The following is a 26677-nucleotide window of genomic DNA, read 5'->3' as shown; positions in this document are numbered from 1 at the left end:
CGTTGAGCCAGCCCCGACCGCTATGCAGCCAGTCTTGCCCACTTCCCCCACGGTCCGTCTGGCGTTGCTTGCAGTGGCCGTCGTTGACACGGCCTATGGGGATCAGGTCGCGCACCAGTCGGCAACGCGCATCCACACGCCGTGTCCCAGCGCCCAGCCCGACGCCCCGGCCAGTGCGGCACCGGCCAGGCGAATCATCCATGCGCTTCCGTCTGGCGATCCGCTGCCGTCCCGCGACACCCGACGCCATGCCAGGCGACCGGCGATCAGCCCGGTCGACGAGGCCACCGCAAACGCCGCCATCGCGAGGGCTCCGCCGCTCGGCCCATTGGCCAGCGCCGCCACCAGAAGCGCCGACTGCAGCAGCCCGCAGGGCCAGGCTGCCCAGGCCAGGCCCGCCGCGGCCGTGCGCCCCGGGCCGATCATCCGCTGCCATCCCGGCGCCGTGACCAAGGTGGCATTGCCGCGCGATCGTCCGAATCGCTCCATCCAAGCGGGCTGGCGTCCGGTCCACAGCAGCCAAAGACCCAACGCCAGGGCCGATGCGTGCAGAAGGGTCCACAGAGGCCGCAGAACCGACACGGCCTGTCCCAACGCGGCCAATGCGCCCACGCTGGCCGCGGCAACGGCACCTGCCAGGGCGTAGGAGATCAATCGACCAAGGTGAAAGGCCCATGTCGACGCAGCGCCACGACCGGCAGTCAACGCGGTGCATGAGGCACCGCACATCGCCAGGCAATGCGGCGTGCCCGCCAGACCCATCAGGGCGGTGCTGAGCACCAGTGCCCACTCCATCTGCGGCCCTCGATTCGTCAGTCGGCGCGGCAGGACCCTGGTGTCAGGGGCTCAGGCCGCGACCGCACCTCAGATGATGCGCGAGAAGCGTTCGCGGACCTTGTCGTTGCGCAGGTGGCGGTCGAAGACCATCGCCACCGCGCGGACGAAGTACCAGCCCATCGCGGTGACATGGACGGCTTGTTCCGACATCTCGACGAGGCCCATGCGTTCGAGATCGCGAAGGTCGTCGAACTCCTGGCGGAAGTACTCGCGCATGTTGATCAGGTGGGCCAGTTCGATGCTCTCGAACTCGACTCGGCCCTGGCACATCAACGCCATGATCACGGCGCGGCGTACGAGGTCGTCGCGTGTCAGGGACAGGCCCCGCACCACCGGGAAACTGCCCTGGCGCACCGCATCGTAGTACTCGTCCAGGGTCTTGGCGTTCTGGCTGTAGGTGGTGCCCATGCGCCCGATGGCCGACACACCGAGCGCGATCAGGTCGCAATCCGGCTGCGTGCTGTAGCCCTGGAAGTTTCGGTGCAGTCGGCCTTGCCGCTTGGCCGCCGCGAGCGAGTCGCCGGGCAACGCAAAGTGATCCATGCCGATGTAGGTGTAGCCATGGCCGATGAAGCCTGCGATGGCGCCACCGAGCATCTGGACCCGCGAATCGGGCGGCGGCAGCTGGTCGACCGCGATGCGCCGCTGCGGCTTGAAACGCTGCGGCAGGTGGGCGTAGGCATACAGCGCGATGCGGTCGGGCCGAAGTTCGGCCACCTGTGCCACGGTATGACGGAACGAATCGGCGGTCTGCTTGGGCAGGCCATAGATCAGGTCGACGTTGATCGACTCGAAACCGATCGTCCGGGCGGCCACCATCAAGTCGCGGACGGATTCGTACGGTTGCAGCCGATGCACTGCCTTTTGGACGTCGGCGTCGAAATCCTGGACGCCAAAGCTCAGGCGATTGAATCCGAGGTCCGCCAGAACCTTCAGCCGATCCGGCGAGGCGGTGCGCGGGTCGACCTCGATCGAGACCTCGGCATTCGGCGCGAGGCGGAAGGAACGCTTGATGTCGTTCATCAGGCGCTCGAGCTCGGGATCGGTCAGGAAGGTGGGTGTGCCGCCCCCAAGATGCAACTGCGACACGGCATGGTCTTGTCCCAGCACCTGGGCGTGGAGGTCGATCTCCTGCGCCAAGGCGTCGAGGTACTCGGCCGCCCGCTCATGGTGCTTCGTGATGACCTTGTTGCAGGCACAGTAGTAGCACACCGATTCGCAGAAGGGGATGTGCACGTAAATCGAGAGCGGTGCCTTGCCACCGACCGTGGCACCGCTGGCGCGCTGCTCGAGCGCCTGACGGTACTCTGACGGCCCGAACGCTTCGACGAAACGATCGGCTGTGGGGTACGAGGTGTAGCGGGGCCCTGGCCGGTCGAGACGATGGAGCATCTCCTCGGTGAGGACTGGGACTTGTTCATCTTGGCGCGTCAGCATGGCAGCGACTGTGCCAAAGCCTCGCTCGCCGAGCTTGATATGGCTCAAGGCCACTGGTCTGCCAAGGGTTAATTCCGACAAGACCTATCCCATGCCGAAGTGTGGGTTTTCCACATCACACCCGTCACATACGGATGCGCTGGAGCAAAGGATAATGGCGCCATGACACAAGACGCACACAAGCTGCGACTCGAGCCGTTCAAAGTCGCTTGTTCCAGTTGCAACCTGCGAGAGCTATGCCTGCCGGTCGGCCTGTCCAGCGAGAACCTGGACCGCCTCGATAACATGGTCGCAACCCGTCGAAGCGTGTCGCGCGGCGACACCCTGTTCAGGGCGGGCGACGAGTTTTTGTCACTCTATGCCGTGCGCACGGGCTTCTTCAAGACCTGCGTGTCGTCCGAGGATGGGCGAGATCAAGTCACCGGCTTCCAGATGGCCGGAGAGCTGCTGGGACTGGATGGGATCAGCACGGACAGCCACACCTGCGATGCCGTTGCACTCGAGGATTCGCAAGTCTGCGTGATCCCGTACAGCCAGCTCGAGGGGCTGTCGCGCGAGTTCACCGAATTGCAACATCAGTTTCACAAGATCATGAGCCGTGAGATCGTCCGCGACCATGGCGTGATGTTGCTGCTGGGCAGCATGCGCGCGGAAGAGCGCCTTGCGGCGTTCCTGCTGAACCTCACACAGCGGCTTCAGGCGCGCGGTTTCTCTGCGTCGGCGCTCATCCTTCGCATGACGCGCGAGGAAATCGGCAGCTATCTCGGTCTGAAGCTCGAGACAGTGAGCCGCACGTTCTCGAAGTTCCAGGACGAGGGGATCCTGGAGGTCAAGCAGCGGCAGATCCGCATCCTGGCGCAGGACAAGCTGCAGAGCCTCGTCAACGGCGCGAGCTGCTGACGGCGGTCACGGCGCTCAGCGCCGGAATGCGCCCGAGAAGCCTTCTCGATTGATATCCTCTGGGTCGCCGTCGAGCAGGCGCGTGATGACGCCTGCCGCGGCAACCACCCCCCAGAAGACGAAGAACGCTGCGGTGTAGACCGCAGCGGGCGAGAACTCCAGCGCCTCGCCCCCGAACCAGTGCAACTGGCCCGGATCGACCATCGAGAACACCAGCATCTCGAGCACGCCGGCCATGAGGAAGGCTGGCCACAGGATGGTCAGCGCTCTCTGTCGGATGGGGCGGGTGGCCTGCATGTCAGTGCAGCCCGGCAGTGCGTGTCGATCGACGAACACGCCTTGCACATTGGAGGCAGAACATGCCCGGTTGGCTCATGTCAGCGCGGTGCCGCAGTGGCGGCGTGGTTGCGTGCCTGCATGGCCGGGGTGTCGGCGCCGGGTGTTGTCACCGCGTGACGCGCCGACGGAGTCTCGACGAGCACCGTGTCGGCGCCCCGATAAGCGATCACCGCGGTCGCAATCGCGGCCACGACAACCACCGCAGGGCCACTGATCACCATCCATACCATGCCGTTGCGCCACCACGTGTTGGCTCGGTGTTCGGGGTCTGGTGCGGCAGAGGTGTCGCTGATCATGTCTTCTCCTGCCTCGCCTCAGCGAGGTACGACGAAAGTGGATTTCTCGGTGATGCTGGCTCGCACTGTCTTGCCCGCCACATCGTCCAGCAGATCAATCTGAAATTGGATTGGATGGGCGCCTGAACCCACGGCCCTGGCGCTCTCCGGCGGGACGCGTACCGCCAGTGTCACCCAAATCGCCTGGGCCGGCTCGATCTGGATGGCCGGCGACTCCGCCAATCCGATGCCCTTCATGCCGTCCACGGATACCTTGTAGTGCTGACGTGATTCTGTGGCATTCATGACCTGCAACCGATAGACATTCTCGATGCGGCCTTCATCCACCAGGCGCGCCAGCGACGCGCGGTCGCGCACCACGTCCACCTTGAACGGCGTGCGCATCAGCAGGCTGGCGAACCCCGCCGCCAGGATGAGCGCCAGGATGCTGCTGTAAACCAGCACACGGGGCCGCAGCACGCGGCGCCACATCTGGCCTCTGCCGAGATGCTGGCGCAGGCCGTTCTGTGTGTCGTACCGCACCAGGCCTCGTGCGTAGCCCATCTTGTCCATCACGCCGTCGCACACGTCGATGCAGGCGGCGCAACCGATGCACTCGTACTGCAAGCCCTTGCGAATGTCGATGCCCGTGGGGCAGACATGCACACAGAGGCTGCAATCGATGCAGGCACCCAGACCGAGCTTGGTCGGGTCGGCCTTCTTGGAACGCGAGCCTCGCGGCTCGCCGCGCTCGGCATCGTAGGTGATGATGAGCGTGTCCTTGTCGAACATGGCGCTCTGGAAGCGCGCATACGGGCACATGTACTTGCACACCTGTTCACGCAGGAAGCCGGCATTGCCATAGGTGGCCAGGCCGTAGAACAGCACCCAGAACCATTCCCATGGACCAAAGCCGAGGGTCACGGCCTCTGCCGCAAGCGTCTTGATGGGGGTGAAGTAGCCCACGAACGTGAAGCCAGTCCACAGGCTCATCGCGACCCAGGCGAACTGTTTGGCCGACTTGCGCCAGGCCTTGTCGACGGTCCAGGCGGCCTCGTCGAGTTTCATGCGGGCCGCGCGATCACCTTCGATCTTGCGTTCCACCCACATGAAGAGTTCGGTGTAAACGGTTTGCGGACAGGCGTAGCCGCACCACAGCCGACCCGCGACCGCAGTGAACAGGAAGAGCGCATAGGCCGAGATGACCAGCACACCCGTGAGGTAGATGAAGTCCTGCGGGTAGAGCACCAGCGGGCCGATGTAGAACCGACGCGCCCCCAGGTCGAACAGCACGGCCTGCCGGTCGTTCCAGCCTATCCACGGCAGACCGTAGAACAGCAACTGCGTGGTCCAGACAAATGCCCAACGCCACGTCATGAACAGGCCGCTGACGGCCCGCGGGTAGATCTTCTTCTGCTTCTGGTACAGCGATACGACCGCCACCGCAGCGTCGTCCGACGCCTCGGGTGAACTGGCATCTCCTGAGCCCAGGACACCGCCTCCCGCGGGTGGCAAAGGGGGCGTCCTGGTGAACTCAGACATGTCGTGGATCGCTGTCGACGATCACTTGGCTGCGACGCGCGCGGTCTGGGACAGGTTCCAGACGTAAGCCGCGAGCACGTGGATCTGCTCGGGGCTCAGCCGCTTCTCGTGGGCGGGCATGACGTTGTTCTTGCCGCCGTTGACCATTGCCACGATGGCGTCCTCACCCCAGCCATGCAGCCAGATCTTGTCGGTCAGGTTGGGTGCACCCATGGCCTGGGTGCCCTTGCCCTCCGGCCCGTGGCACGCCGCACAGGCACCGAACTTGGCCTTGCCGAGTTGTGCCGCCACGCTGTTGTGGGCGCTGCCCGACAGGCTCAGCACGTAGTTGGCGACGTTGCGCACATCTTCTGCCGTGCCCACGGCCGCAGCCATCGGCGGCATCATGCCGTTGCGACCCTTGACGATCGTCTCGACGATCTTCTCGGGCTCGCCACCCCACAACCAATCGTTGTCGGTCAGGTTCGGAAAGCCCTTGCTGCCGCGGGCGTCCGAGCCGTGGCAACCGGCGCAGTTGTTGACGAACAGGCGCTCGCCAATGCCCATGGCCTGGCTGTCCTTGGCCAGTTCGGCCGCCGGCATGGCCGTGAACTTGGCGTAAAGCGGCGCCATCGCGGCGCGGGCCTTGTCCTGCTCGGCCTCCCACTGGCCCGTGCTGGACCACTTGAAGGTGCCAGGGTTGGTGCCCAGGCCTGGGTAGAACGTCAGGTAGGCTGCCGCGAAGACGATGGTGATGACGAACAGCCACATCCACCAGCGCGGCAGCGGGTTGTTGAGTTCTCGCAGGTCCTCGTCCCAGACGTGGCCTGTGGTGTTGTCGTTGGCCATCACCTTGCGCTTGCTGGCAATCACCAGCAGGACCACGCAGAAGACGAGCCCCAGGATGGTGACTCCGGCGACGAACAGCGCCCAGCCCCCATTGACGAAATCGCTCATTGCTTTGCTCCAATCGAACGCTGTGCCGGCACATCGACGCCAGATCCGTCATCCCCCAGCGCGAGGCTCGCGGCCTCGTCGAAGGCCTCTCGGCGTCGGCGGCTGTAGGACCAGGCGATGATGCCCACGAAGACGATGAACGAGATCACCGTCATGACGCTGCGCATTACGTTCAGTTCCATGGTTGATGTCCGGTAGGCTTACTTGCGTGCGGTGCCGAGCACCTGAAGGTAGGCGATCAGGGCATCGAGCTCCGTCTTGCCTTTGACCTCTTCGCCAGCCTTGGCGATCTCGGCATCGGTGTAAGGCACGCCGACGATGCGCAGGGCCTTCATCTTGGGTGCCAGGTCAGCCGGCTCGAGGTTGGCCTTGACCAGCCACGGGTAGGCGGGCATGTTGGACTCGGGCACCAGATCGCGCGGGTTGTTCATGTGCAGGCGATGCCATTCGTCGCTGTACTTGCCGCCCACGCGATGGAGATCGGGACCCGTGCGCTTGCTGCCCCACTGGAACGGGTGGTCATAGACGAACTCACCCGCCGTGGAGAACGGCCCGTAACGCAAGGTCTCGGCCCGGAACGGACGCACCATCTGCGAGTGGCAGTTGTAGCAGCCCTCGCGGATGTACACGTCGCGGCCGGCCAGTTGCAGCGGCGTGTAGGGCTTCAGGCCCTCGACCGGCTGGGTGGTGGAGCGCTGGAAGAACAGCGGAACGATCTCGACCAGACCACCCACCGCGACGGTGAGCAGGATGAGCACGATCATCAGGAAGTTGCTGGTCTCGATCTTCTCGTGACCGACGGGTGCATGGGTTGCCATGGCTTTGTTCTCCTTGTGGCGGTCAGGCGTGGGCGTGCACCAGCGGGATCGGGGCCGTGACCACCTTGCCGTTGAGCATCGTCATCACCGTGTTCCAGCCCATGATCAGCATGCCCGTCAGGTACAGCAGACCGCCGCCGACCCGGATGACATAGAACGGATAGGTGGCCTTGACGCTTTCGACGAAGCTGTAGACCAGCGTGCCGTCCGGGTTGACTGCGCGCCACATCAGGCCCTGCATCACGCCGGCGATCCACATGGCGGCGATGTACAGCACGATGCCGATGGTGGCGATCCAGAAGTGGAGTTCGATGGCCTTGACGCTGTACATCTGCTTGCGACCGAACATTCGCGGAATGATGTGGTAGAGCGCGCCCATCGAGATCAGGCCCACCCAGCCCAACGCACCGGAGTGCACGTGGCCGACGGTCCAGTCGGTGTAGTGGGACAGCGCATTGACGGTCTTGATGGACATCATCGGACCTTCGAAGGTCGACATGCCGTAGAACGACAGCGAGACGATCAGGAACTTCAGGATCGGGTCATCGCGCAGCTTGTTCCAGGCACCCGACAGGGTCATGATGCCGTTGATCATGCCGCCCCAGCTCGGGGCCAGCAGCACCAGCGAGAAGATCATGCCCACCGACTGGGTCCAGTCGGGCAGCGCGGTGTAGTGCAGGTGGTGGGGGCCCGCCCACATGTACGTGAAGATCAGCGCCCAGAAGTGCACGATCGACAGGCGATACGAGTACACCGGTCGCTCGGCCTGCTTGGGGATGTAGTAGTACATGATCCCGAGGAAGCCGGCGGTGAGGAAGAAGCCCACGGCGTTGTGGCCATACCACCACTGCACCATCGCATCTTGCACACCGGAGTAGGCGGAGTAGCTCTTGGTCAGGCTGACCGGGATCTCGGCGCTGTTGACGATGTGCAGCAGCGCCACGGCGATGATGAACGCGCCGAAGAACCAGTTCGCCACGTAGATGTGGCGGATCTTGCGTGTCCCCACCGTGCCGAAGAAGACGATCGCGTACGAAACCCAGACCACGGCGATCAGGATGTCGATCGGCCACTCCAGCTCTGCATACTCCTTGCCGGACGTGAAGCCGAGTGGCAGCGTGATCACGGCGGCCCAGACGATGATGTTCCAGCCGATGAAGGTGAACATCGCCAAGCCAGGCATGAAGAGTCGTGTCTGGCAGGTGCGCTGCACCACGTGGTAGCTGGTGGCGAACAGCACGCTCCCGCCGAAGGCAAAGATCACGGCATTGGTGTGCAAGGGCCGCAGCCGGCCGTAGCTGAGCCACGGTATGCCGAAGTTGAGTTCAGGCCATGCGAGTTGCGCGGCGATGATGACACCGACCAGCATGCCGACGATGCCGTACAGGACGGCGACCAGTGAGAACAGCCGCACCGTGGTGTCGCTATACACCGGCGAGGCTGTTGCGGAGTGAATTGCCATAGGTACTCCTCCTTCCATTGATCAAAACTGACCAGACTGACGATGGGGTGATTGTTCGGGCGAGCCCGGAGATGCCGGTTGATCGGTGTCAACCTGCAACAAATCGATTTGCAGAATGCGTTCTCCCTCGCGTTCGATGTCCTCGAACTGGCCGCGGTGCAAGGCCCAGCCGAAAACGCCCAGGATCAACAGCACGAGCACGGCAGACAAGGGGATCAGGAGGTAGAGGATGTCCATGGCGTGCGTCAGCGGGCCAGCCGCATGGCATTCAGGATCACCAACACCGAACTGCTGGCCATGCCCAGGCCTGCGGCCCAGGGCGGCAGCCAGCCCACCAGGGCCAGCGGAATGCACACCAGGTTGTAGCCCGCCGCCCACACGAGGTTCTGGCGCACGACGCGCATCGTGCGCCGCGACAGGTCGTGCATCTTCACCAGATCGCCGAGCCGGTTCGACGCCACGACGGCGTCTGCGTGGGCACGCGCCACGAGAGCGCCCTGCCCCATCGCCAGCGACACATCTGCCCGCGCCAGCACCGGCGCGTCGTTGATGCCGTCACCCACCATGGCCACCCGCAGCCCTTTGGCCTGTGCGGACTCGATCTCGGCAAGCTTGATCTCCGGCGTGGCATCGCCGATCACGCCATCGACGGCCAGTTGGGTGGCCATCCTCGCCGCGCGGTCGGCACGATCGCCTGACAGCAGCAGCACCTCGATGCCTCGGGCCCGCAACCCGGCGATGGCTTCCGCGGCGTCGGGTCGAACCGACTCGTCGAAGCACAACCCGGCCACGTCATTGTGGTCACAGCCGAACCACACCACGGCAGCCCCGCCGAGATCGGTTGCCGCGCTGGTCACACCGACGAAGCCGGCTGACCCCAGCCGCCAGAGCTTGCCCGCGGCATCCAGTCCACTGAGGCCCAGACCGGCGTGCTCCTGCACATCGCGCCAGTCGAACGGAGCGCCAGGCAGCGCTTGTGCCGCCACGGCGCGCGACATCGGGTGGGTCGACCAGGCGGCCAACGACGATGCCATGTGCATGAGTTCGGCATCCGATCGCGCCCCGGCTCCGGCGCCATGCCGAATGAGGCCGCGCCAGTGCAGGCTGTCGTCGGTGACCGTGCCGGTCTTGTCGAAGTAGACACGGTCGATCTTCGACCAGGCCTCGAGCGCGTCGAGTCGCTGCAACAGCACGCCGCGCCGGGCCAAGGCACTGGACGCTGACAGCAAGGCGGCTGGCACTGCCAGAGACAGCGCGCAAGGGCACGTGACGATCAGCACCGACACCGCCACCCAGACGGCCCGGCTCGGATCGACCACGCTCCACACCGCGGCGGCGCCACTGGCCAGCAGCAACACCGTCCAGAGGAAGGGGCCAGCCCAGCGGTCGGCGGCACGGGCCAGCGCCGGGCGCTGGGTCATCGCGTCGCGCATCATCGCCACGATGGCCTGCAGCCGGGTGTCCTGACCGGTGCGCGCCACCCGCATCGTCACCGGCGCGCCGAGGTTGATGCTGCCGGCCACCACCGGCGCCCCTTCGACCTTCGACACCGGGCGGGACTCGCCGGTCAGCAGCGCCTCGTCGGCGCTGGTCTGGCCTTCGATCAACTCGCCGTCCGCCGGAAAGGCCTGGCCCACGGCGACACGCACACGGTCGCCCACGGCGAGTCGCTGCACGCTCACGGTCTCGGTGCTGCCGTCGTCGAGCACGCGGTTGGCGGACTCGGGCATACCGTTCAAGGTCGACTCCAGCACCTGGGCCACGCGATGGCGGGCCCGAACCTCGAGCCAACGCCCCGCCAGGAGGAAACTGACGAACATGGTCAGCGAATCGAAGTAAACCTCATGCCCGAACGGCCCCGCAGGGTCGAACGTGGCACCGCTGCTGGCCACGAAGGTCACTGCGATGCCCAGCGACACCGGAACGTCCATGCCGATGCGGCGTTGTCGAAGCGCATGCCAGGCGCCGCGAAAGAACGGGCCTGCCGAGAACGCGAGCACTGGCAAGGTCAACAACCAACTGCCCCAGTTCAGCAATTGCCGCATGTCCATCGCCAACTCGTCTCCATGGGCGACGTAGCTGGGCGTGGCCATCATCATCACCTGCATGGCACAGAAAGCGGCCACGAACAAGCGCCACAGCGCCGCACGATGCTCCTGGCGCCGCGCCTCCCGCGCTTCCATCGCGGCATCGGGCAGCGCACCATAGCCGGCATTGGCGATGGCGGCGACGATGTCGGTCATCGACGCCCGCGCCGGATTCCAGTGGATGCGGGCGCGCTCGCCAGCGGCGCTGACCTGCACGTCGATCACCCCGCCCACCTTCGACACGGCCTGTTCGATGATGCCGGCGCAGGCTGCGCAGTGCATGCCGCTGATGCGCAGCGAAGAATCGGCCACACTCACTCCGCCAGGCCCGACGCTGAACCGCGTGAATCGACGCTGTTCGATCGGATCGTCCAGGAGCGACAGGTCGCCGGAAGAGGCTGGCGGTGGGCTGGACGGCGGCGCGATCATGGACGAGGGCAGGAACCTCGATAATCTAGCGGTCACCCCGGAGCTTCAGCATGATCTATGTCAAGACCTTGGGGCCGTTGGGGCATATGGCCCTGCTGTTCGGCCTCGTGGGCACCGTGCTCGCCGAGACCCCGCCTCGGCCCATCCCGCAGAACCTGCCCACCGTCACGTTGACCTCGGGCATGCACAACATCGTTGCGCAACTGGCAGAGACGCCGGAGCAGCGCAGCGTGGGGCTGATGTTCCGCTCACGCATGGCCACGCACGAGGGCATGCTCTTCGTCTTCGAATCCGCCACGAAGCAGTGCTTCTGGATGCGCAATACCTTGCTGCCCTTGAGCATCGCTTTCCTGCGCGACGACGGCAGCGTCGTCAACATCGCCGACATGAAGCCGCAGAGCGACGACGCGCACTGCTCGAACGAGCCCGTGCGCTACGCGTTGGAAATGAATGTCGGCTGGTTCGCCAAGCGCGGCGTCACCGCGGGCTCGAAGATCAACGGCCCCCACTTCAAGCGCTGACCGCGTCAGGCGCCCAGGCGCATCGTGAATCGGAGCCCGGGCACCTCGGGCCGAGTGGACGCCGTCAGTGTGCCGCCCAGCCGTTCGGTGATCTCGCGGGCGATGGCCAGGCCCAGGCCGGTGCCGCCGTCGTTGCGACGGTCGGCACGGTCACCCCGCCAGAACGGCTCGAACAGCCGTGGCAGCAAGTCGGCTGCGACCCCCTCCCCGTCGTCCTCGACCCAGACCTCGGCCCCGCCTGTGGCCAGCGGACGCACGCCCAGCACGATGTTCGTGCCGCCGTAACGCATGGCGTTGTCCAGCAGATTGGACACGACCTCCTCGAACCACACGGCATGCACACGCGCCACGACCGCAATGTCTCGGGCATCGAGCACCAGCACACGCCCTTCCGCCAAAGCCTGCAGCACATGCGGCTCGGACACCTCGCGCAGCAACGGCAACAGGTCTTGCGGCTTGTGCTCGGCGTCGAGCACCAAGGCCGTTTCGGAGCGAGCCAGGCTGAGCAGCTGACCGATCAGACGTGCCATGCGGTCGCTCGATGCGTGCAACTGGGCGAGGACCGCAGGCCAGCCTGCGCTGGGGTCGTGGTGCAGCCTGGGCAATTCATGCGACAGCTCCTGCAGCAGCACCCGCATGCCGGCGACCGGCGTGCGCAGTTGGTGTGCGGCGTCGGCAATGAAGCGGCGCTGCACTGACATCGAGTGGCGCACGTTGTCCAGCAAGGAGTTGATGCGGTCGATCAGAGGCACCGCTTCGGCTGGCACGTTCAGCAAGGACAGCGGGCGCCAGTCGTGGGCATCGCGATCAGCCACCTGCCGTGCCACGTCGTGCAGCGGCTGCAGGCCGCGGCGGATGCCCCATGCCAGCAGCGCGAAAGTCACCGCCCCCAGGGCCAGCGAGGGCAGCACGATGCCAAACTGGATGTCCCGCATGGCGGCCGAGCGCTTGTTGGTGGTTTCGACCACGACGATCGACACCATGCGGTCGAGCATCGGTGACATCACCGAAAACACGGCCCCGCGCACCGGCAGGCCGGCATAGTCGCCGCTGAACACCATGGGCTGTTCCACCGCCACCTTTCGCCAGGTCGGGGTCGGCACACCGCCCTGCCCCGCCAACACCGTGCCGTCGGCATCGACCATCGCGAAGGCGTTCCGGTCGCCCCGATCCCAGGTGACCAGTTCCATGGCCTGGCGGGTGAGGTCGAGCAACGGCCCCCGCTCTGTCCATACCACCTTGGCGGCCAGGGCGCTGGCTTCGTCCTGCAGGCCGCGGTCGAATGCGGCATTGGCGCTGGCCCGGGCCAGCAGCACCGCACCGACGACAGCGACCACCATGCCCAAAGCCCAGACCCAGAACAGCGGCTGCAGCAGTTGGCGCCTCAGGCTCGGGCCATGCCGGCGCGGTGACTCCATGGCGCGGTCGAGTCGCTTCGAATCAGTCGGCGGCGCCAGGCGATTTGTCCGCTGCGATGTCACACTCGATCACGTAGCCGAATCCGCGCACGGTCTTGATCACCACGCCGAAATCGGCGAAGCGCTTGCGCAGCCGGTGCACATAGACCTCGACAGAGTTCTCGCTGAAGTCGGATTCCCAACTGGACAGCGTGGCCACGATCGATTCCTTGGGCACGACACGGCCGGCACGCTGGATCAGCAACTGGGTGAGAGCGATCTCGCGCGGACTCATTCGCACCCGGTCCCCACGGAAGGTGAGCTCGCGGTTGCCCAGGTCCAACCGCAATTCGCCCAGCGACAGCGTGTCGTGCACCCGTCCATCCGACCGACGCTTCAGTGCGCGAAGGCGCGCCACAAGCTCGGGCACGTCGAATGGCTTGACAAGGTAGTCATCGGCGCCGGCGTCCAACCCCTGCACCCGATCGCCAAGTTCATCGCGTGCGGTCAGCAGCAGGACAGGCTGCCGGTGCCCGCTGCGCCGCCAATGGCGCAGCACGTCCATGCCATCGCGGCGTGGCAGGCCCAGGTCGAGCACGGCCACGTCGTACTGCTCGAGCAGGTTGTCGGCCATGGCCAATTGGCCGTCGTCGAGCACATCGACGCGCCAGCCTTCGCGCTCGAATGCCCTGCCGATGCCAAGGCTCAGCGCGCGATCGTCTTCGACCAGGAGGATGCGCATGCGGCGATGCTATCGTGCCCAGACATGAAAAAGCCGGTCTGTGACCGGCTTGGCGAACAGCAGATGGGCCGTCCGATCAGGCGAAGTTGGCCTCGGCGAAGTCCCAGTTGGCCAAGGACGTGAGGAAGGTCTCGACGAACTTCGGACGGGCGTTGCGGTAGTCGACGTAGTAGGCGTGCTCCCACACGTCGATCGTCAGCAGCGCCTTGTCGGCGCCGGTCAGCGGCGTGCCGGCGTTGCTGGTGTTGACGATGTCGACCGAGCCGTCCGCCTTCTTCACCAGCCAGGTCCAGCCCGACCCGAAATTGCCGACAGCGCTCTTGGTGAAGGCTTCCTTGAAGGCCGCGAAACTGCCCCACTTGGCATTGATCGCGGTGGCCAGTGCACCCTTGGGCTCGCCGCCCCCGGCCGGCTTCATGCTGTTCCAGAAGAAGGTGTGGTTCCACACCTGCGCCGCGTTGTTGAACACCGGCCCCGCCGACTTGCGGACAATGTCCTCGAGCGACAGACCGGCGAACTCGGTGCCAGGCACGAGGTTGTTCAGGTTGGTGACATACGCCTGGTGGTGCTTGCCATGGTGGTACTCGAAGGTCTCCTTCGAGATGTGCGGCGCCAGGGCATCGGCGGCGTACGGCAGTGCGGGCAGGGTGAAAGTCGACATCCGGAAACTCCTCCGTGGGGCGCGAGGGCCGCGCCGGGTTGCAATAGCCGACGATTGTAGGCAGCGCAGAAATCCCTTGCATGCGCGGCAGGCCGCGGTCTAGCCGCGGCGTCCGCAAGGGCCTATTCGAGCGGCCGCGACGCGGTGATTCGCTCAACTTCGACGTCGGCACGGCCATCGAACCATTGCGCAGACAGCTGCTGCCCTGCGACCAGGCCGGCCACACCGCAAACCGGGCGCCCCCCGGCATCGCTGAGCCACGCATAGCCTCTCGACAGCACCTGCCGCGGGTCCACCGCGGCCAGTCGGGCGGCCAGGCCGTCCAGTGTGGCCGCACGCTGCCTCCTTGCGGACAGGCCGGCCACGTCGTGCCGATGCTGCCCACGCGCGAGTTGAGAAGCTTCCTGCGACAGGCGGCGCATGGCGGCCCGGCCTGCCTGCTGCGCCAAGGCCTGCAGGCGCGACTGCCGCAGCGACACCCATTGGCCCGGCCTGCCGAACTGCAGCGACAAAAGATCGAGGCGCTGCGCCCTGCGGTCGAGTTCGCGGGTCAGCGCCCGAACTGCACGCACATGAGCCGCCTGCAAGCGCGCCAACTCGTCAGTGGTCACAGGGGTGGACAGTTCGGCCGCGGCCGTCGGCGTGGGCGCGCGGAGGTCAGCCGCCAGATCGGACAGCGTGAAGTCGGTCTCGTGGCCGACACCGCAGACCACGGGCAAACGCGATGCGGCCACGGCGCGCACCACCCGCTCGTCGTTGAAGGCCCACAGATCCTCGAGCGAGCCGCCACCTCGGCACACGATCAGCGCATCGACCTCATCCCGCTCGTTGGCTTGCGCGATGGCCTGGACCAGTTGTGCCGGCGCATCGACGCCTTGCACCGCACTGGGGTACACCACCACCGCCACGTGGGGGGCGCGGCGGGCCACGGCGGTCAGTACGTCGTGCAACGCGGCAGCCTGCAGTGAGCTGACGACACCCACAGCCCGGGGATGCGCAGGGATCGGGCGTTTGCGGTCCTCGGCGAACAAGCCCTCCGCCTCGAGCCTGGCCTTCAGGCGCATGAACAACTCGAACAGCGAGCCCGCACCCAGCGGTTGCATCGACTCGACCACGCATTGCAGTTCGCCGCGCTGCTCGTAAACCGCAATGCGGCCGCGCAGTTCCACCTGGTGCCCATCCGCGGGCCGGAACTCGAGCAGCGAGGCGGCCCGTCGGAACATCGCGCAGCGCAGCATGGCCGTCTGGCCGTCGCTGTCCTTCAGGTTGAAGTAGCAATGGCCGCTGGCGGCACGCGTGAAACCGGACAACTCCCCACGCACGGTGATCGCACCCAGGCGCGACTGCAGCGCGTCCGACACCGCCTGCAGCAGCGCCGCCACGCCCCAGGCCTGCGGCGGCGGCAAGTCGGCGCGGAAGCCGCCGGACACGGGGGATTTGGATGACACAAGCCTCCTTGCGCGGGACGCCATAATCCCGCCACCGATGTCGCGCCAGCCGTTGGTCGACGCCACACCTCGAAAGTAGCATTTGATTTCGATCATACAAGCGGCCGGATGGCCGATCGCGCCGCTGATCCTGTGTTCGCTCGTGGCCATGACGCTCGTGATCGAGCGGCTGCTGAACCTGCGGCTCCGGCGCGTGCTGCCGCCCAAGTTGCTGGACGAAGTGATGGCCGTGACGCAGAAGAGCCTGCCGTCGGCCGATGTGATCGGCAAGCTGCACGACAACTCCGTGCTCGGGCAGGTGCTGGCCGCGGGCCTGCGTGCCGTCGTGGCCGAACCTCGCATCACCGAGACCGCCCTGCGTCAGGCCTTCGAAAACGCGGGACGCGCTGCGGCGCATCGCCTCGAGCGCTACCTCAACACCATCGGCACCATTGCCGCAGCGGCGCCGCTGCTGGGCCTGTTCGGCACGGTGATCGGCATGATCGAGATCTTCGGCTCGCAGGCGCCCACGGGTGGCTCGAATCCCGCCATGCTGGCCCACGGCATCTCGGTGGCGCTGTACAACACGGCGTACGGCCTCATCATCGCGATCCCCTCGCTGATGTTCTATCGCTACTTCCGCGGACTGGTCGACCAGATGACGCTGGGCCTCGAACTGGCCGCCGAACGCATGGTGCCGCACCTGATGCGCTTCGCGCTGCGTGCTGCGGCGGCGGCCAGCCACGGCAACTGATCGGGCCGCCACCATGAAGTTCAGCCGACGCACGCCCGAAGAGCCCGAGATCAACCTGATCCCGTTCATCGACGTGTTGCTGGTGATCCTCATCTTCCTGATGCTCTCGACGACCTACAGTCGTTACTCCGAGTTGCAGATCACCTTGCCGACGGCAGACGCCGAGCGGCTGAAGGAGCGGCCGGCCGAGGTGCTGGTGTCCGTGACGGCCGAGGGCCGCTACCTGATCGACCATCGACCCATCGAGGGACGCAGCGTGGAACTGCTGGCGGCCGAGTTGCGCGCCGCGGCGTCCGGTGGCGACGGTACCGTGGTGATCGTCTCCGCCGATGCCATGGCGGCGCACCAGTCCGTCGTCAACGTGCTCGACGCCGCGCGGCGTGCCGGCCTGCCACGCCTGACCTTCGCCACGCAGGTGCCCGGCAACGGGCGCTGATCAGCAACGCATGAGCCTTCCGGGCCGAACGCCCCGATGGCAGCAGTGGCTGACGGGGCAATGGGCCATGCCCGTGCCCAGCCTGGCTGCCCGGCTTCTGCAGCCCGTGTCGTGGCTGTATGGCGCCCTGGCAGCCGTCCACCGCTGGCCCTTCCGCTGTGGACTGCGGACCGTCTTGCCCGCCCCGCGCCCGACCATCGTCGTCGGCAACATCGTGGCCGGGGGGGCCGGCAAGACCCCCGCGGTGATGGCATTGGTGCGCTGGCTGCAGGCCGAAGGCCGAGTCCCAGGCGTGGTGTCGCGCGGCCATGGCCGTGCGACCGACGAACTGATCGACGTCCACGCCACCACCGCGGCCTCGGCCGCCGGCGACGAACCCCTGCTGATCCACCGCCGCACCGGCGTGCCGGTGCTGGTCGGGCGCGACCGTGCCGCTGCCGCCGCACGCCTGTGCGCGGCGCACCCCGAGGTCGACGTGATCGTGGCCGACGACGGCTTGCAGCACCTGGCCCTGGCCCGCGACATCGAGGTGCTGGTGTTCGACGAGCGCGGAGCGGGCAACGGCTTGCTGCTGCCGGCCGGCCTATTGCGCGAACCTCTGCCGCGCACGCTCGGGCCGCGGCAACTGGTGCTGTACAACGCCGCCCGACCCAGCACACCACTGCAAGGCCATCTCGGCCTGCGCCGACTGGGTGGCGTGGTGGCATTGCAGGATTGGTGGCGCGGTGGTCCGTTGGCCGTGCAACCGCTGTCGGTGCTGACCGGCCGCAACGTGCTGGCGGCGGCTGGCCTGGCACGCCCGAACGCCTTTTTCGACATGCTCGACGCTGCTGGCGTGGCGATCCGCCGGCTGCCATTGCCCGATCACCACGACTTTGCGAGCCTGCCCTGGTCCGACGACGAAGCGGACGTGGTCGTCACCGAGAAGGACGCCGTCAAGTTGCCCCCTAGCCGCGCGGGCACCACGCGGGTGTGGGTGGCGACGCTAGACTTCGAACCCGAGCCAGCCTTCGGCGACGCCCTGCGCCGCCTGATGAACCCCACACCGCCATGAGCCTTGACCACCGCCTGATCGACCTGCTTGTCTGCCCGCTGTGCAAGGGGCCCTTGACGATGGGCCGGGACAGCAACAACCGGCCCACCGAACTCTGTTGCGCGGCCGATCGACTGGGCTTCCCGATCCGCGATGGCATCCCGGTGATGCTGGAGACCGAAGCCCGCGCCCTGCCCCAGCCCGACGACGCCGGCGCGTGAGCTTCACCGTCCTGATCCCGGCACGGCTGGCCAGCACTCGCCTGCCCGACAAGCCGCTGGCCGACATCGGTGGCCTGCCAATGATCGTGCGGGTGGCCCAGGCCGCGGCGCGCAGTTCAGCCGCCCGGGTGGTGGTGGCGGCCGATGCCACGGCCATCGTCGAGGCCTGTGCGCGCCATGGCGTCGAGGCGGTGTCCACCCGAGACGATCACCCCAGCGGCAGTGATCGACTGGCCGAGGCCTGCGTGCTGCTCGGCCTCGATGGCGACGAACGCGTCGTCAACCTGCAGGGGGACGAGCCGCTGATTGCCCCGGCGATGATCGATGCCTGCGCCCGCCTGCTCGACGATCGACCCGATTGCGTGATGGGCACCGTGGCGCATGCCATCGACGATTTCCAGGAGTACACGAACCCCAACGTGGTGAAGGTGGTGCTCGATGCGCACTCACGGGCGCTGTACTTCTCGCGCGCGCCCATCGCCTGGTGGCGTGACGGCCACCTCACGGGCCAGGGCGTGCTGCCGACGCCCCGTCCGCTACGGCACGTGGGCCTGTACGCCTACAGGGCCGGGTTCCTGCGTCGATTTCCCGCGCTGGCGCAATCACCGCTCGAGGTGGTGGAGGCGCTGGAGCAACTGCGCGTGCTGTGGCATGGAGAGCGCATCGCCGTGCATGTGTCCGACGAACGTCCCGGGCCTGGCGTCGACACGGCGAATGACCTGGCCAGGGTGCGCGCTCTCTTCGGCTGAAACGGCAAGGGCCGCAGGCCAGCCGACGGCCCGCATGGCACATCCGCGAGGCCCCGCCAAGCGGGGTCAGCGTCAGTTTGACGCAGGGCATGCCATGCTATTCTGGCCGGCAATTTTTAACGTCTCGGCATGCCCCGACCAGGGCGCCAGACCCACAACACGATCGAGGAACCGATGAGACTGATTCTGCTGGGCGCGCCCGGAGCGGGCAAGGGGACACAGGCCGCCTTCATCTGCCAGAAGTACAGCATTCCGCAGATTTCCACTGGCGACATGCTGCGTGCGGCCGTCAAGGCCGGCACCGCGATGGGCCTGGCGGCCAAGAAGGTGATGGACGCCGGCGGCCTGGTCAGCGACGACATCATCATCGGCCTCGTGAAGGAGCGCATCACGCAGCCCGACTGCGCCAAGGGCTTCCTGTTCGACGGCTTCCCGCGCACCATCCCGCAGGCCGAGGCCATGAAGGCGGCCGGGGTCAAGCTCGACCTCGTGCTCGAGATCGACGTGCCCGACGCCGCCATCATCGAGCGCATGAGCGGCCGCCGCGTGCACCAGCCCTCGGGCCGCAGCTACCACGTCAAGTTCAACCCACCCAAGGTGGCCGGCAAGGACGACGTGACCGGCGAAGACCTGATCCAGCGCGACGACGATTCAGAAGCCACGGTGCGCAAGCGCCTCGAGGTGTACCAGAGCCAGACGCGGCCGCTGGTCGAGTACTACTCGGCCTGGGCCCGCACCGGCGACGGCCAGGCGCCGCGCTACGAGCGCATCTCCGGCACTGGCAGCGTCGAGGAGATCACCTCGCGCGCGCTGAAGGCCCTGGAGGGCTGAGCCGATGGACATCGCCGGCAAGGCCTTCATCGTCACTGGGGGGGCCTCGGGCCTCGGCGAGGGCACCGCGCGCATGCTGGCCCGCGAGGGCGGCAAGGTCGTCATCGCCGACCTGCAGGTCGAGCGCGGGCAGGCCCTGGCGGCCGATCTGGGCGGCGCCTTCGTGCGCTGCGACGTCAGCCAGGAGGCCGACGGCCGTGCCGCGGTGGCGCAGGCCCAGGCGCTGGGCAAGCTGGCCGGACTGGTCAACTGCGCAGGCATCGCGCCGGCCGTCAAGACCGTGGGCAAGGACGGCGCGCACCCGCTCGACGTCTACACGCGGGTCATCACGGTCAACCTGATCGGCACCTTCAACATGATCCGCCTGGCCGCCGAGGCCATGTGCGCCAATGAGCCCGAGCCCACGGGCGAGCGCGGCGTGATCGTCAGCACCGCCAGCGTGGCGGCCTACGACGGACAGATTGGCCAGGCGGCCTACGCCGCGTCCAAGGGCGGCGTGGTCGGCATGACGCTGCCGATCGCGCGCGATCTGGCGCGCAACGGCATCCGCGTGATGACCATCGCGCCGGGCATCTTCGGCACGCCGATGCTGTTCACGATGCCGCAAGCGGTGCAGGACGCCCTGGCCGCCAGCGTGCCCTTCCCCAGCCGACTGGGCCGGCCAGAGGACTACGCCAAGCTCGTGCAGCACATCCTGGCCAACGACATGCTCAATGGCGAGGTGATCCGCCTCGACGGCGCGATCCGCCTGGCCCCGAAGTGACCGCCGTGCGGGCCGCGCCGGAAGGCGCAGTCCGCACGACGACGCGTCCGACAGGTCAGGACGCCGGGGGCCTCAGCAGGCGCGTCATCTCGATGTGCTCGATGCCGGCCTCCTCGAAGGGCTCGCCCCGCACCGAGAACCCCGCCCGCAGGTAGAACGGCGCGGCCGTGGCCTGCGCATGCAGCAGCACCTCGTGGTCGCCCCGAGCGGCGGCGGCGTGCACCAGCGCGTCGAGCACCGCGCGCCCGATGCGGCTGCCCCGCATCGACGCCATCACCGCCATGCGACCGATCTTGGCCACACCCGGGGCCAACGTCACGAGCCGCCCGGTGGCCAGCGCCACGCCGAAGCGGTTGACGGCCAGGGCGTGCAGCGCCGTCAGGTCGGCCTCGTCCCATTCCAGGTCGGCGGGGATCTTCTGCTCTTGCACGAACACCTGTTGGCGGATCGGCCCGGCCGCCGCACCCAAGGCCTCCCACGTCCCGGTGCTCACCGACACCATCGGATCGCCGGCCTCGAAATCCGTCAGCACCTCGCGCAGCGCGGCGGGAACCGGCAGGCTGGTCTGCGTCGCCGGATTGGCGAAGACGTACACCAACTCGCCCGACACCAGCAACTCCTCGCCGCGGAACACCGCACCCTCGATCAGCATCGAACTGTTGCCGATGCGTGCGGTGCGGATGCCGACCTCCAGTTGGTCGTCATAGCGGGCCGAGCCGAAGTACTCGAGCGTGGCCTTGCGCACGTACAGGTCGCCGCCCAGGTGTTCCATCGTCTCGTGGTAGGGCAGCGCCAGCGCGCGCCAGTAACCGGCCACGGCGGTGTCGATGTACATCAGGTAGTGGCCGTTGAAGACGATCTTCTGCATGTCGACCTCGGCCCAGCGCACGCGCAGGCGGTCGAGGAACTTGAACTGCTTGCGTTGGCTCATCGGCTCATCTCCAGGCCAGGGTCAATGCGTGGGCGGCCGCGGCCTGGGCCGCACCGGCCTCCTTCAGCACGCGGCCCATCTTGATGAAATCATGGGTCAGGCCGCGCCCGATCTCCAGTTCGACCGGCACGCCGGCCGCACGCAGGCGGTCGCCGTAGGCCAGTCCTTCGTCGATCAAGGGGTCGCACTCGGCCAGCACCAGGCAGGCCGGCGCGACGCCCTCGAGGTCGTCGGCCTCCAGCGGGGCGAAGCGCCAGTCGCGGCGATGGTGCACGTCGATGTAGTGGTCGAAGAACCACTGCACGTTGGCCGAATCGAGCAGGAAGCCGTTGGCGAACAGCCGGTGCGACGGCGTGTCGGCATGCGCCGTGGTGCCCGGCGTGATGAGCAGTTGCAGTGCCAGTGGGAGGCCGATGTCGCGCGCATGGATGGCGCAGGTGGCCGCCAGCGTGCCACCGGCGCTGTCGCCACCGACCGCCAGGCGCGTGGTGTCCAGGCCCAGTGCCTCGCGCCCATGGGCCGCCAGCCAACGCATCGCCGCCCAGGCATCGTCCACGGCGGTGGGAAAGCGGTGCTCCGGCGCCAGTCGGTAGTCGAGCGAGACCACAGCGCCACCCGAGCGCAAGGCCAACTGGCGGCACAGGCTGTCGTGCGTCTCCGGGCCGCCGATGACGAAACCGCCGCCGTGCAGGTACAGCAGCACCGGGCGCAGGTCGTGGCCGTCGGCATACAGGCGGGCCGGCAGCGGCGTGCCGTCGGCCGCGGGAATCTCGATGTCCTGGACGCGGGCCAGCGGCACGCGGGGCGGCTCCAGTACCTCGGCTGCCTTCAGGTAGGCCGCGCGGGCCTCCTGCGGCGTCATCGCATGGAAGGGCATGCGCTGGGCACGCCGGATGCGGTCGAGCAGGCCGGCCATCGCCGGCGTCAGGAGCCGCACTGTCACCGAGGGATCACACCATCGCACATGGCTCCAAGCATACTTCGCGCTCCTGCCACTGCCGACGAACCGCACCATGGCCCGCATCCTGTACCTCACCCAGATCGACATCGACTTCGGCGTCGTCAAGGGCCTGCCGGCCGAGTGCGAGCGCGTGGGCATGCGCAAGCCGCTGGTCGTCACCGACGTGGGTGTGCGGGCCGCAGGTGTGCTCGACCTCGCGCTCGCCGCGCTGGGCGATCTGCCGCACGCCGTGTTCGACCAGACCCCGAGCAACCCCACCGAGGCCGGCGTGCGCGCCGCCTGCGCGGTGTATGCGGCCGAGGGCTGCGATGGCCTGATCGCGGTCGGCGGCGGCTCGAGCATCGACCTGGCCAAGGGCGTGGCCATCGCCGCCACCCACCCCGGCCCGTTGAAGACCTACGCCACCATCGAAGGCGGCAGCCCGAAGATCACCGAGGCCGTGGCACCGCTGATCGCGGTGCCCACCACCGCCGGCACCGGCAGCGAGGTGGCACGCGGCGCCATCGTCATCGTCGACGACGGCCGCAAGCTCGGCTTCCACAGCTGGCACCTGATGCCCAAGGCGGCGCTGCTCGACCCCGAACTGACGCTGGGACTGCCGCCGATGCTGACGGCCGCCACCGGCATGGACGCCATCGCCCATTGCCTGGAGACCTTCATGGCGCCGGCCGTCAATCCGCCAGCGGACGGCATTGCGCTCGACGGACTGGAACGCGGCTGGGCCCACATCGAACGCGCCACGCGCGACGGCCAGGACCGCGACGCCCGCTGGGCCATGATGAGCGCCAGCATGCAGGGCGCGATGGCCTTCCAGAAAGGGTTGGGCTGCGTGCACTCGCTGAGTCACAGCCTGGGCGGCGTGAACCCGCGCCTGCACCATGGCACGCTGAACGCGATGTTCCTGCCGGCGGTGGTGCGCTTCAACGCCTCGGCCGACAGCATGCGCCGCGACCGCCGGCTGCAGCGCATCGCGCAGGCCATCGGCATCGGCGGCTGCGATGCGGCGGGCACGGAGGTGGCGGAGGCGATCCGCGAACTGAATGCGCGCCTTGGCCTGCCCACGGGCCTCGCGGCGATGGGTGTGACGCCCGACCTGTTCGAGCGCGTCATCGACGGCGCGATGGCCGACCACTGCCACAAGACCAACCCGCGCATCGCCACCCGCGACGAGTACCGGTCGATGCTGGCCGATTCGATGTGATTGCCCGGGCCGTCACGGCACCGGTCAGCCGCGCCAGAACTGCGGCGTGAACAGCACCAGCAGGCTCAGCAGTTCGAGCCGACCAAACAGCATGGTCGTGGTGCAGACCCAGGTCTGGAAGTCGGTGAGGCCCTGGTAGTTTGCGGCGGGCCCGACCTGGCCGAGTCCGGGCCCGGTGTTGTTGATGCAGGCCACCACCGCCGTGAACGCGCTTACGATGTCGAGCCCTGTGAACAGCAGCAGCAGCGTGGCCACCACCATCACCGCGCCGTAGACCAGCATGAAGGCGATCACGGAGGTCAGGACGTGATTGGGGACCACGGCGCCGCCCAGCGTCACAGGCACGGCGGCCCGAGGATGCACGATGCGGATGAGTTCCCGCTGTGTCTGCTTCAACAGCAGGATGGATCGGATCAGCTTGATGCCACCGCCGGTGGATCCCGCACAGGTGGCAAAGCCGCACAGGAACAGCATCAGCACCGGCGCGAAGATCGGCCACTGGGCATAGTCCACCGACGCGAATCCCGTCGTGGTCGCCACCGACACGACATTGAATGCGGCATGCCGGAACGATTCGCCGAAGCTCGGGTACACCTTGTTGGCCGCCAGGAACAGGGCAATCAGCAGCACGGACGCGGACATCAGCACGACATAGCTGCGCACCTCGGTATCGCGCAGCAGGCCCTGGAGCGATCGACGCTTGAAGGCCACGAAGTACAAGGCGAAGTTGATGCCGGACAGCAGCATGAAGACGATGGCCACCGCTTCGATCCGGGGCGAATTGAACGCGCCGAAGCTGGCATCGTAGGCGGCGAAGCCGCCCAGGCCCATCGTCGAGCACATGTGCATGAAGGCGTCGCTCCATGCCATGCCAGCGGCCCGATAGGACAGGAAGCAGAGCAGCGCCAGGATGAAGTAGACACTCCACAGTCCGCGGGCCGTCTCGGCGATGCGTGGGGTGAGCTTCTCATCCTTCATGGGCCCGGCCGTCTCGGCCTTGAACAACTGTGCTCCGCCCACGCCCAGCAGGGGCAGGATGGCCACCGTCAGCACGATGATGCCCATGCCGCCGATCAGGACCATGAAGCAGCGCCAGACGTTGACCGACAAGGGTAACTTCTCCAAGCCCGTCAACACGGTGGCGCCGGTGGTGGTCAACCCGGACACAGCCTCGAAGTACGCATCGGTGAAGCTCAGGTCGTCGATCGACAGCAGCAATGGCAGCGTCCCGTAGGCGGGCAGGACCGTCCACACCAGCGCCACGAGGAGGAACCCATCCCGGGCTTTGAGTTCATGGTGTCGGCGAAGGCTGCCGATCCGCAACAGCAACCCGCTGATCAAGGTGGCGGCCATGGCCAATGCATGGGCATGCAGCACACCATCGCGCTGAACCCACGAGAACGCCAATGGCACCCCCATCGTCACGGAGAACAACACAAGCACGATGCCCAGCACGGGCAGCAAGGGAAGAATCGAAGGCATCGCTGGGCGGATCAGAAGAACGTGGCGCCGACCTGGAAGAGTCGTTCGACCTCTCGGACCATGCGCTTGCGAGGCACGAAGACGATGACGTGGTCGCCGCTGTGGATCACAGTGTCGTGGTGCGGGATGACGACCTGCCGCCCCGACTCGGCGCCGACCTCGCGCACGATGGCGCCGATCTCGGCCCCCTTGGGCAGCTTGATGTCCTCGACGCGTCGGCCCACGACCTTGGACGTCTTCTGATCGCCATGTGCCACGGCTTCCAGCGCTTCGGCCGCGCCACGGCGCAGGCTGTAGACGGCTTCCACGTCGCCCCGGCGCACGTAGGCCAGCAACTCGCCGATCACCGTTTGGGCCGGCGACAGCGCGATGTCGATCTGCGTGCCCTGCACCAGGTCGGCGTAGGCACGCCGGTTGATGAGCGCCAGGACCCTCCGAGCCCCCATGCGCTTGGCCAGCAGGCAAGCCATGATGTTGTCCTCGTCATCGCTGGTCAGCGCAAGAAAGAGGTCGGTGTCCTGAACGTTCTCGCTGTCGAGCAGTTCCTCGTCCGTGCTGTCACCGTGCAGCACCAGGACGTCGCCCGAGAGTTGCCCGTTCAGGTACTCGCAGCGTGACGCGTCGGCCTCTATGACCTTGAGATGGCATTCGCCCTGGACCTGCCTGGCCAGGCGCAACCCCACCTTGCCGCCGCCGGCAATCATCACTCGACGCACAGGCTGGTCGCGTCGGCGCAGCGCGTCCAGCACACGGCGGATGTGGCGGGTTGCTGCCAGCACGAAGACTTCGTCCCCGGGTTCGATCCGGGTCTTGCCATCGCAGATGATCCGGTGGTCGGTGCCCTGCTCGTCCTTGCGGTAAATGGCCACGATGCGCATCTCGACGCCGGGCGCCAATTGCGGCAGTTCGGAGATGACGTGCCGCACCATGGGCCCCCCCGTGACGGCACGCACCGCGATCAGGCTGACCATGCCCTGCGCGAACTCCAGCACCTGCAGCGCCTCGGGGTAGTCGATCAGCTTGCAGATGTAGGCCGTGAGCGATGCCTCGGGGCAGATGACCTGGTCGACGGCGAACCCCGACTTGCCCAGCATCGGGCTGCCCTGCTCGAACTCCGGCGAGCGGATGCGCGCAATGGTGGTCGGGATGTTGAACAGGTCGTGCGCGACCTTGCACACCACCAGGTTGGTCTCGTCGGCGGGCGCACACGCGATCAGCATGTCCGCGTCGCGGGCGCCGGCGGCCTCGAGCACCGACGGCTGGATGCCGTTGCCGGCCACCCCTCGCAGGTCGAGCCGGTCCTGCAGCGCACGGAGGCGAGCCGGATTGGTGTCGATCACCGTGATGTCGTTGCGCTCGGACACCAGGCTCTCGGCGACGCTCTCCCCCACCCGGCCGGCGCCGAGGATGATGATGTTCATGGCGAGATCATACGAACGGCAGCGACCGGCCGGAACGATCTCGCCGCGGCGAGTGGTCGCAGTCGACGCCCGGACGCGCCGGCG

The 26677-nt window shown here is 67.1% G+C and carries 29 protein-coding genes; 10 read left to right on the top strand and 19 right to left on the bottom strand.

Annotated elements, in window-relative coordinates:
* Positions 1–102: 102 nt before the first annotated feature.
* Positions 103–795 carry a sulfite exporter TauE/SafE family protein gene (locus EOINJALH_RS14500; RefSeq protein ID WP_088281189.1) on the bottom strand — a complete coding sequence of 231 codons (693 nt, stop codon included), beginning with the start codon at positions 793–795 and terminating at the stop codon, positions 103–105.
* Between the two features lie 69 nt (positions 796–864).
* The gene (gene hemN / locus EOINJALH_RS14495) at positions 865–2274 is read right to left on the bottom strand and encodes an oxygen-independent coproporphyrinogen III oxidase (RefSeq protein ID WP_088281187.1); all 1410 of its coding nucleotides are present in this window, start codon (positions 2272–2274) and stop codon (positions 865–867) included.
* Positions 2275–2436: 162 nt separating this feature from the next.
* Between hemN and fnr the strand changes: the two genes are divergently transcribed.
* Positions 2437–3174: a fumarate/nitrate reduction transcriptional regulator Fnr gene (fnr, locus tag EOINJALH_RS14490; RefSeq protein ID WP_088281185.1), complete on the top strand. Its 738-nt coding sequence runs from the start codon at positions 2437–2439 to the stop codon at positions 3172–3174.
* A gap of 15 nt (positions 3175–3189) precedes the next feature.
* Here fnr and EOINJALH_RS14485 read toward each other — a convergent pair whose 3' ends face one another.
* From EOINJALH_RS14485 to EOINJALH_RS14445, 9 genes are all read right to left on the bottom strand, one after another.
* Positions 3190–3471: a hypothetical protein gene (locus tag EOINJALH_RS14485; RefSeq protein WP_088281183.1), complete on the bottom strand. Its 282-nt coding sequence runs from the start codon at positions 3469–3471 to the stop codon at positions 3190–3192.
* Positions 3472–3551: 80 nt separating this feature from the next.
* Complete coding sequence (locus EOINJALH_RS14480) at positions 3552–3809, bottom strand: hypothetical protein (RefSeq protein WP_234413847.1); 258 nt, start codon at positions 3807–3809, stop codon at positions 3552–3554.
* 18 nt (positions 3810–3827) lie between these two features.
* Positions 3828–5330: a cytochrome c oxidase accessory protein CcoG gene (gene ccoG, locus EOINJALH_RS14475; RefSeq protein WP_088281181.1), complete on the bottom strand. Its 1503-nt coding sequence runs from the start codon at positions 5328–5330 to the stop codon at positions 3828–3830.
* Positions 5331–5351: 21 nt separating this feature from the next.
* Positions 5352–6266 (bottom strand): cytochrome-c oxidase, cbb3-type subunit III, encoded by a 915-nt coding sequence (ccoP, locus tag EOINJALH_RS14470; protein ID WP_088281179.1) that lies wholly within the window; start codon positions 6264–6266, stop codon positions 5352–5354.
* Positions 6263–6448, bottom strand: coding sequence for a cbb3-type cytochrome c oxidase subunit 3 (locus EOINJALH_RS14465; RefSeq protein ID WP_088281177.1), 186 nt, complete (start codon positions 6446–6448; stop codon positions 6263–6265). The genes ccoP and EOINJALH_RS14465 overlap by 4 nt, the downstream gene beginning before the upstream one ends.
* Before the next feature lie 18 nt (positions 6449–6466).
* Positions 6467–7084: a cytochrome-c oxidase, cbb3-type subunit II gene (gene ccoO / locus EOINJALH_RS14460; RefSeq protein WP_088281175.1), complete on the bottom strand. Its 618-nt coding sequence runs from the start codon at positions 7082–7084 to the stop codon at positions 6467–6469.
* Between the two features lie 22 nt (positions 7085–7106).
* Positions 7107–8546 carry a cytochrome-c oxidase, cbb3-type subunit I gene (gene ccoN, locus EOINJALH_RS14455; protein WP_088281173.1) on the bottom strand — a complete coding sequence of 480 codons (1440 nt, stop codon included), beginning with the start codon at positions 8544–8546 and terminating at the stop codon, positions 7107–7109.
* Between the two features lie 21 nt (positions 8547–8567).
* Positions 8568–8783, bottom strand: a complete 216-nt coding sequence (ccoS, locus tag EOINJALH_RS14450; protein WP_088281171.1) for a cbb3-type cytochrome oxidase assembly protein CcoS — start codon at positions 8781–8783, stop codon at positions 8568–8570.
* An 8-nt stretch (positions 8784–8791) separates the two neighbouring features.
* The gene (locus EOINJALH_RS14445; RefSeq protein WP_234413846.1) at positions 8792–10945 is read right to left on the bottom strand and encodes a cation-translocating P-type ATPase; all 2154 of its coding nucleotides are present in this window, start codon (positions 10943–10945) and stop codon (positions 8792–8794) included.
* 167 nt (positions 10946–11112) lie between these two features.
* On the opposite strand from EOINJALH_RS14445, the gene EOINJALH_RS14440 reads away from it, so the two are divergent.
* On the top strand, positions 11113–11583 hold the full coding sequence (locus EOINJALH_RS14440; RefSeq protein WP_088281167.1) for a DUF192 domain-containing protein: 471 nt from the start codon (positions 11113–11115) through the stop codon (positions 11581–11583).
* 5 nt (positions 11584–11588) lie between these two features.
* Here EOINJALH_RS14440 and EOINJALH_RS14435 read toward each other — a convergent pair whose 3' ends face one another.
* From EOINJALH_RS14435 to xseA, 4 genes are all read right to left on the bottom strand, one after another.
* Positions 11589–13001, bottom strand: coding sequence for a sensor histidine kinase (locus tag EOINJALH_RS14435; RefSeq protein WP_088281165.1), 1413 nt, complete (start codon positions 12999–13001; stop codon positions 11589–11591).
* A 22-nt stretch (positions 13002–13023) separates the two neighbouring features.
* A complete protein-coding gene (locus EOINJALH_RS14430; protein ID WP_088281163.1) occupies positions 13024–13722 on the bottom strand; it encodes a response regulator transcription factor in 699 nt (232 codons plus the stop codon).
* Positions 13723–13798: 76 nt separating this feature from the next.
* Positions 13799–14383 (bottom strand): superoxide dismutase, encoded by a 585-nt coding sequence (locus tag EOINJALH_RS14425; RefSeq protein WP_088281161.1) that lies wholly within the window; start codon positions 14381–14383, stop codon positions 13799–13801.
* A 122-nt stretch (positions 14384–14505) separates the two neighbouring features.
* Positions 14506–15981: an exodeoxyribonuclease VII large subunit gene (xseA, locus tag EOINJALH_RS14420; protein WP_234413845.1), complete on the bottom strand. Its 1476-nt coding sequence runs from the start codon at positions 15979–15981 to the stop codon at positions 14506–14508.
* Between xseA and EOINJALH_RS14415 the strand changes: the two genes are divergently transcribed.
* The 7 genes from EOINJALH_RS14415 to EOINJALH_RS14385 all read left to right on the top strand — a co-directional run bounded on the left by EOINJALH_RS14415 (position 15914) and on the right by EOINJALH_RS14385 (position 20597).
* A complete protein-coding gene (locus EOINJALH_RS14415) occupies positions 15914–16564 on the top strand; it encodes a MotA/TolQ/ExbB proton channel family protein (protein WP_088281159.1) in 651 nt (216 codons plus the stop codon). The genes xseA and EOINJALH_RS14415 overlap by 68 nt on opposite strands.
* 13 nt (positions 16565–16577) lie before the next feature.
* Positions 16578–17000 (top strand): biopolymer transporter ExbD, encoded by a 423-nt coding sequence (locus EOINJALH_RS14410; RefSeq protein WP_088281157.1) that lies wholly within the window; start codon positions 16578–16580, stop codon positions 16998–17000.
* A gap of 10 nt (positions 17001–17010) precedes the next feature.
* On the top strand, positions 17011–18054 hold the full coding sequence (gene lpxK, locus EOINJALH_RS14405; RefSeq protein ID WP_088281155.1) for a tetraacyldisaccharide 4'-kinase: 1044 nt from the start codon (positions 17011–17013) through the stop codon (positions 18052–18054).
* Positions 18051–18254, top strand: a complete 204-nt coding sequence (locus tag EOINJALH_RS14400) for a Trm112 family protein (protein ID WP_088281153.1) — start codon at positions 18051–18053, stop codon at positions 18252–18254. The genes lpxK and EOINJALH_RS14400 overlap by 4 nt, the downstream gene beginning before the upstream one ends.
* Positions 18251–19003: a 3-deoxy-manno-octulosonate cytidylyltransferase gene (gene kdsB, locus EOINJALH_RS14395; RefSeq protein WP_088281151.1), complete on the top strand. Its 753-nt coding sequence runs from the start codon at positions 18251–18253 to the stop codon at positions 19001–19003. The genes EOINJALH_RS14400 and kdsB overlap by 4 nt, the downstream gene beginning before the upstream one ends.
* Positions 19004–19177: 174 nt before the next feature.
* Positions 19178–19834, top strand: coding sequence for an adenylate kinase (gene adk / locus EOINJALH_RS14390; RefSeq protein WP_088281149.1), 657 nt, complete (start codon positions 19178–19180; stop codon positions 19832–19834).
* A 4-nt stretch (positions 19835–19838) separates the two neighbouring features.
* Positions 19839–20597, top strand: coding sequence for a 3-hydroxyacyl-CoA dehydrogenase (locus tag EOINJALH_RS14385; RefSeq protein WP_088281147.1), 759 nt, complete (start codon positions 19839–19841; stop codon positions 20595–20597).
* Positions 20598–20652: 55 nt separating this feature from the next.
* On the opposite strand, the gene EOINJALH_RS14380 is transcribed toward EOINJALH_RS14385, so the two are convergent.
* Complete coding sequence (locus tag EOINJALH_RS14380; protein ID WP_088281145.1) at positions 20653–21528, bottom strand: YbgC/FadM family acyl-CoA thioesterase; 876 nt, start codon at positions 21526–21528, stop codon at positions 20653–20655.
* 4 nt (positions 21529–21532) lie between these two features.
* Complete coding sequence (locus tag EOINJALH_RS14375) at positions 21533–22444, bottom strand: alpha/beta hydrolase (protein ID WP_088281143.1); 912 nt, start codon at positions 22442–22444, stop codon at positions 21533–21535.
* Between the two features lie 97 nt (positions 22445–22541).
* On the opposite strand from EOINJALH_RS14375, the gene EOINJALH_RS14370 reads away from it, so the two are divergent.
* Positions 22542–23690: an iron-containing alcohol dehydrogenase gene (locus EOINJALH_RS14370; protein ID WP_088281141.1), complete on the top strand. Its 1149-nt coding sequence runs from the start codon at positions 22542–22544 to the stop codon at positions 23688–23690.
* Positions 23691–23714: 24 nt separating this feature from the next.
* Here EOINJALH_RS14370 and EOINJALH_RS14365 read toward each other — a convergent pair whose 3' ends face one another.
* Both EOINJALH_RS14365 and trkA read right to left on the bottom strand, forming a co-directional pair.
* A complete protein-coding gene (locus tag EOINJALH_RS14365) occupies positions 23715–25172 on the bottom strand; it encodes a TrkH family potassium uptake protein (RefSeq protein ID WP_088281139.1) in 1458 nt (485 codons plus the stop codon).
* Between the two features lie 11 nt (positions 25173–25183).
* Positions 25184–26593: a Trk system potassium transporter TrkA gene (gene trkA, locus EOINJALH_RS14360; RefSeq protein ID WP_088281137.1), complete on the bottom strand. Its 1410-nt coding sequence runs from the start codon at positions 26591–26593 to the stop codon at positions 25184–25186.
* Positions 26594–26677 lie beyond the last annotated feature (84 nt).

Source organism: Ideonella sp. A 288 (assembly GCF_002198735.1).
Lineage (GTDB): Bacteria > Pseudomonadota > Gammaproteobacteria > Burkholderiales > Burkholderiaceae_C > Pseudaquabacterium.
This window is presented reverse-complemented; position numbering and strand designations above follow the sequence as displayed.

Coding starts and splice junctions, on each gene's coding strand:
- fnr (WP_088281185.1), top strand. CDS start 2,437: ATGACACAAGACGCACACAAGCTGCGACTCGAGCCGTTCAAAGTCGCT.
- ccoO (WP_088281175.1), bottom strand. CDS start 7,084: ATGGCAACCCATGCACCCGTCGGTCACGAGAAGATCGAGACCAGCAAC.
- EOINJALH_RS14440 (WP_088281167.1), top strand. CDS start 11,113: ATGATCTATGTCAAGACCTTGGGGCCGTTGGGGCATATGGCCCTGCTG.
- EOINJALH_RS14375 (WP_088281143.1), bottom strand. CDS start 22,444: ATGGCCGGCCTGCTCGACCGCATCCGGCGTGCCCAGCGCATGCCCTTC.
- EOINJALH_RS14380 (WP_088281145.1), bottom strand. CDS start 21,528: ATGAGCCAACGCAAGCAGTTCAAGTTCCTCGACCGCCTGCGCGTGCGC.
- EOINJALH_RS14435 (WP_088281165.1), bottom strand. CDS start 13,001: ATGGAGTCACCGCGCCGGCATGGCCCGAGCCTGAGGCGCCAACTGCTG.
- ccoG (WP_088281181.1), bottom strand. CDS start 5,330: ATGTCTGAGTTCACCAGGACGCCCCCTTTGCCACCCGCGGGAGGCGGT.
- EOINJALH_RS14485 (WP_088281183.1), bottom strand. CDS start 3,471: ATGCAGGCCACCCGCCCCATCCGACAGAGAGCGCTGACCATCCTGTGG.
- EOINJALH_RS14385 (WP_088281147.1), top strand. CDS start 19,839: ATGGACATCGCCGGCAAGGCCTTCATCGTCACTGGGGGGGCCTCGGGC.
- EOINJALH_RS14500 (WP_088281189.1), bottom strand. CDS start 795: ATGGAGTGGGCACTGGTGCTCAGCACCGCCCTGATGGGTCTGGCGGGC.
- EOINJALH_RS14480 (WP_234413847.1), bottom strand. CDS start 3,809: ATGATCAGCGACACCTCTGCCGCACCAGACCCCGAACACCGAGCCAAC.
- ccoP (WP_088281179.1), bottom strand. CDS start 6,266: ATGAGCGATTTCGTCAATGGGGGCTGGGCGCTGTTCGTCGCCGGAGTC.
- adk (WP_088281149.1), top strand. CDS start 19,178: ATGAGACTGATTCTGCTGGGCGCGCCCGGAGCGGGCAAGGGGACACAG.
- EOINJALH_RS14370 (WP_088281141.1), top strand. CDS start 22,542: ATGGCCCGCATCCTGTACCTCACCCAGATCGACATCGACTTCGGCGTC.
- EOINJALH_RS14410 (WP_088281157.1), top strand. CDS start 16,578: ATGAAGTTCAGCCGACGCACGCCCGAAGAGCCCGAGATCAACCTGATC.
- lpxK (WP_088281155.1), top strand. CDS start 17,011: ATGAGCCTTCCGGGCCGAACGCCCCGATGGCAGCAGTGGCTGACGGGG.
- trkA (WP_088281137.1), bottom strand. CDS start 26,593: ATGAACATCATCATCCTCGGCGCCGGCCGGGTGGGGGAGAGCGTCGCC.
- ccoS (WP_088281171.1), bottom strand. CDS start 8,783: ATGGACATCCTCTACCTCCTGATCCCCTTGTCTGCCGTGCTCGTGCTG.
- EOINJALH_RS14430 (WP_088281163.1), bottom strand. CDS start 13,722: ATGCGCATCCTCCTGGTCGAAGACGATCGCGCGCTGAGCCTTGGCATC.
- EOINJALH_RS14400 (WP_088281153.1), top strand. CDS start 18,051: ATGAGCCTTGACCACCGCCTGATCGACCTGCTTGTCTGCCCGCTGTGC.
- EOINJALH_RS14365 (WP_088281139.1), bottom strand. CDS start 25,172: ATGCCTTCGATTCTTCCCTTGCTGCCCGTGCTGGGCATCGTGCTTGTG.
- EOINJALH_RS14465 (WP_088281177.1), bottom strand. CDS start 6,448: ATGGAACTGAACGTAATGCGCAGCGTCATGACGGTGATCTCGTTCATC.
- ccoN (WP_088281173.1), bottom strand. CDS start 8,546: ATGGCAATTCACTCCGCAACAGCCTCGCCGGTGTATAGCGACACCACG.
- EOINJALH_RS14425 (WP_088281161.1), bottom strand. CDS start 14,383: ATGTCGACTTTCACCCTGCCCGCACTGCCGTACGCCGCCGATGCCCTG.
- hemN (WP_088281187.1), bottom strand. CDS start 2,274: ATGCTGACGCGCCAAGATGAACAAGTCCCAGTCCTCACCGAGGAGATG.
- xseA (WP_234413845.1), bottom strand. CDS start 15,981: ATGGCCACGAGCGAACACAGGATCAGCGGCGCGATCGGCCATCCGGCC.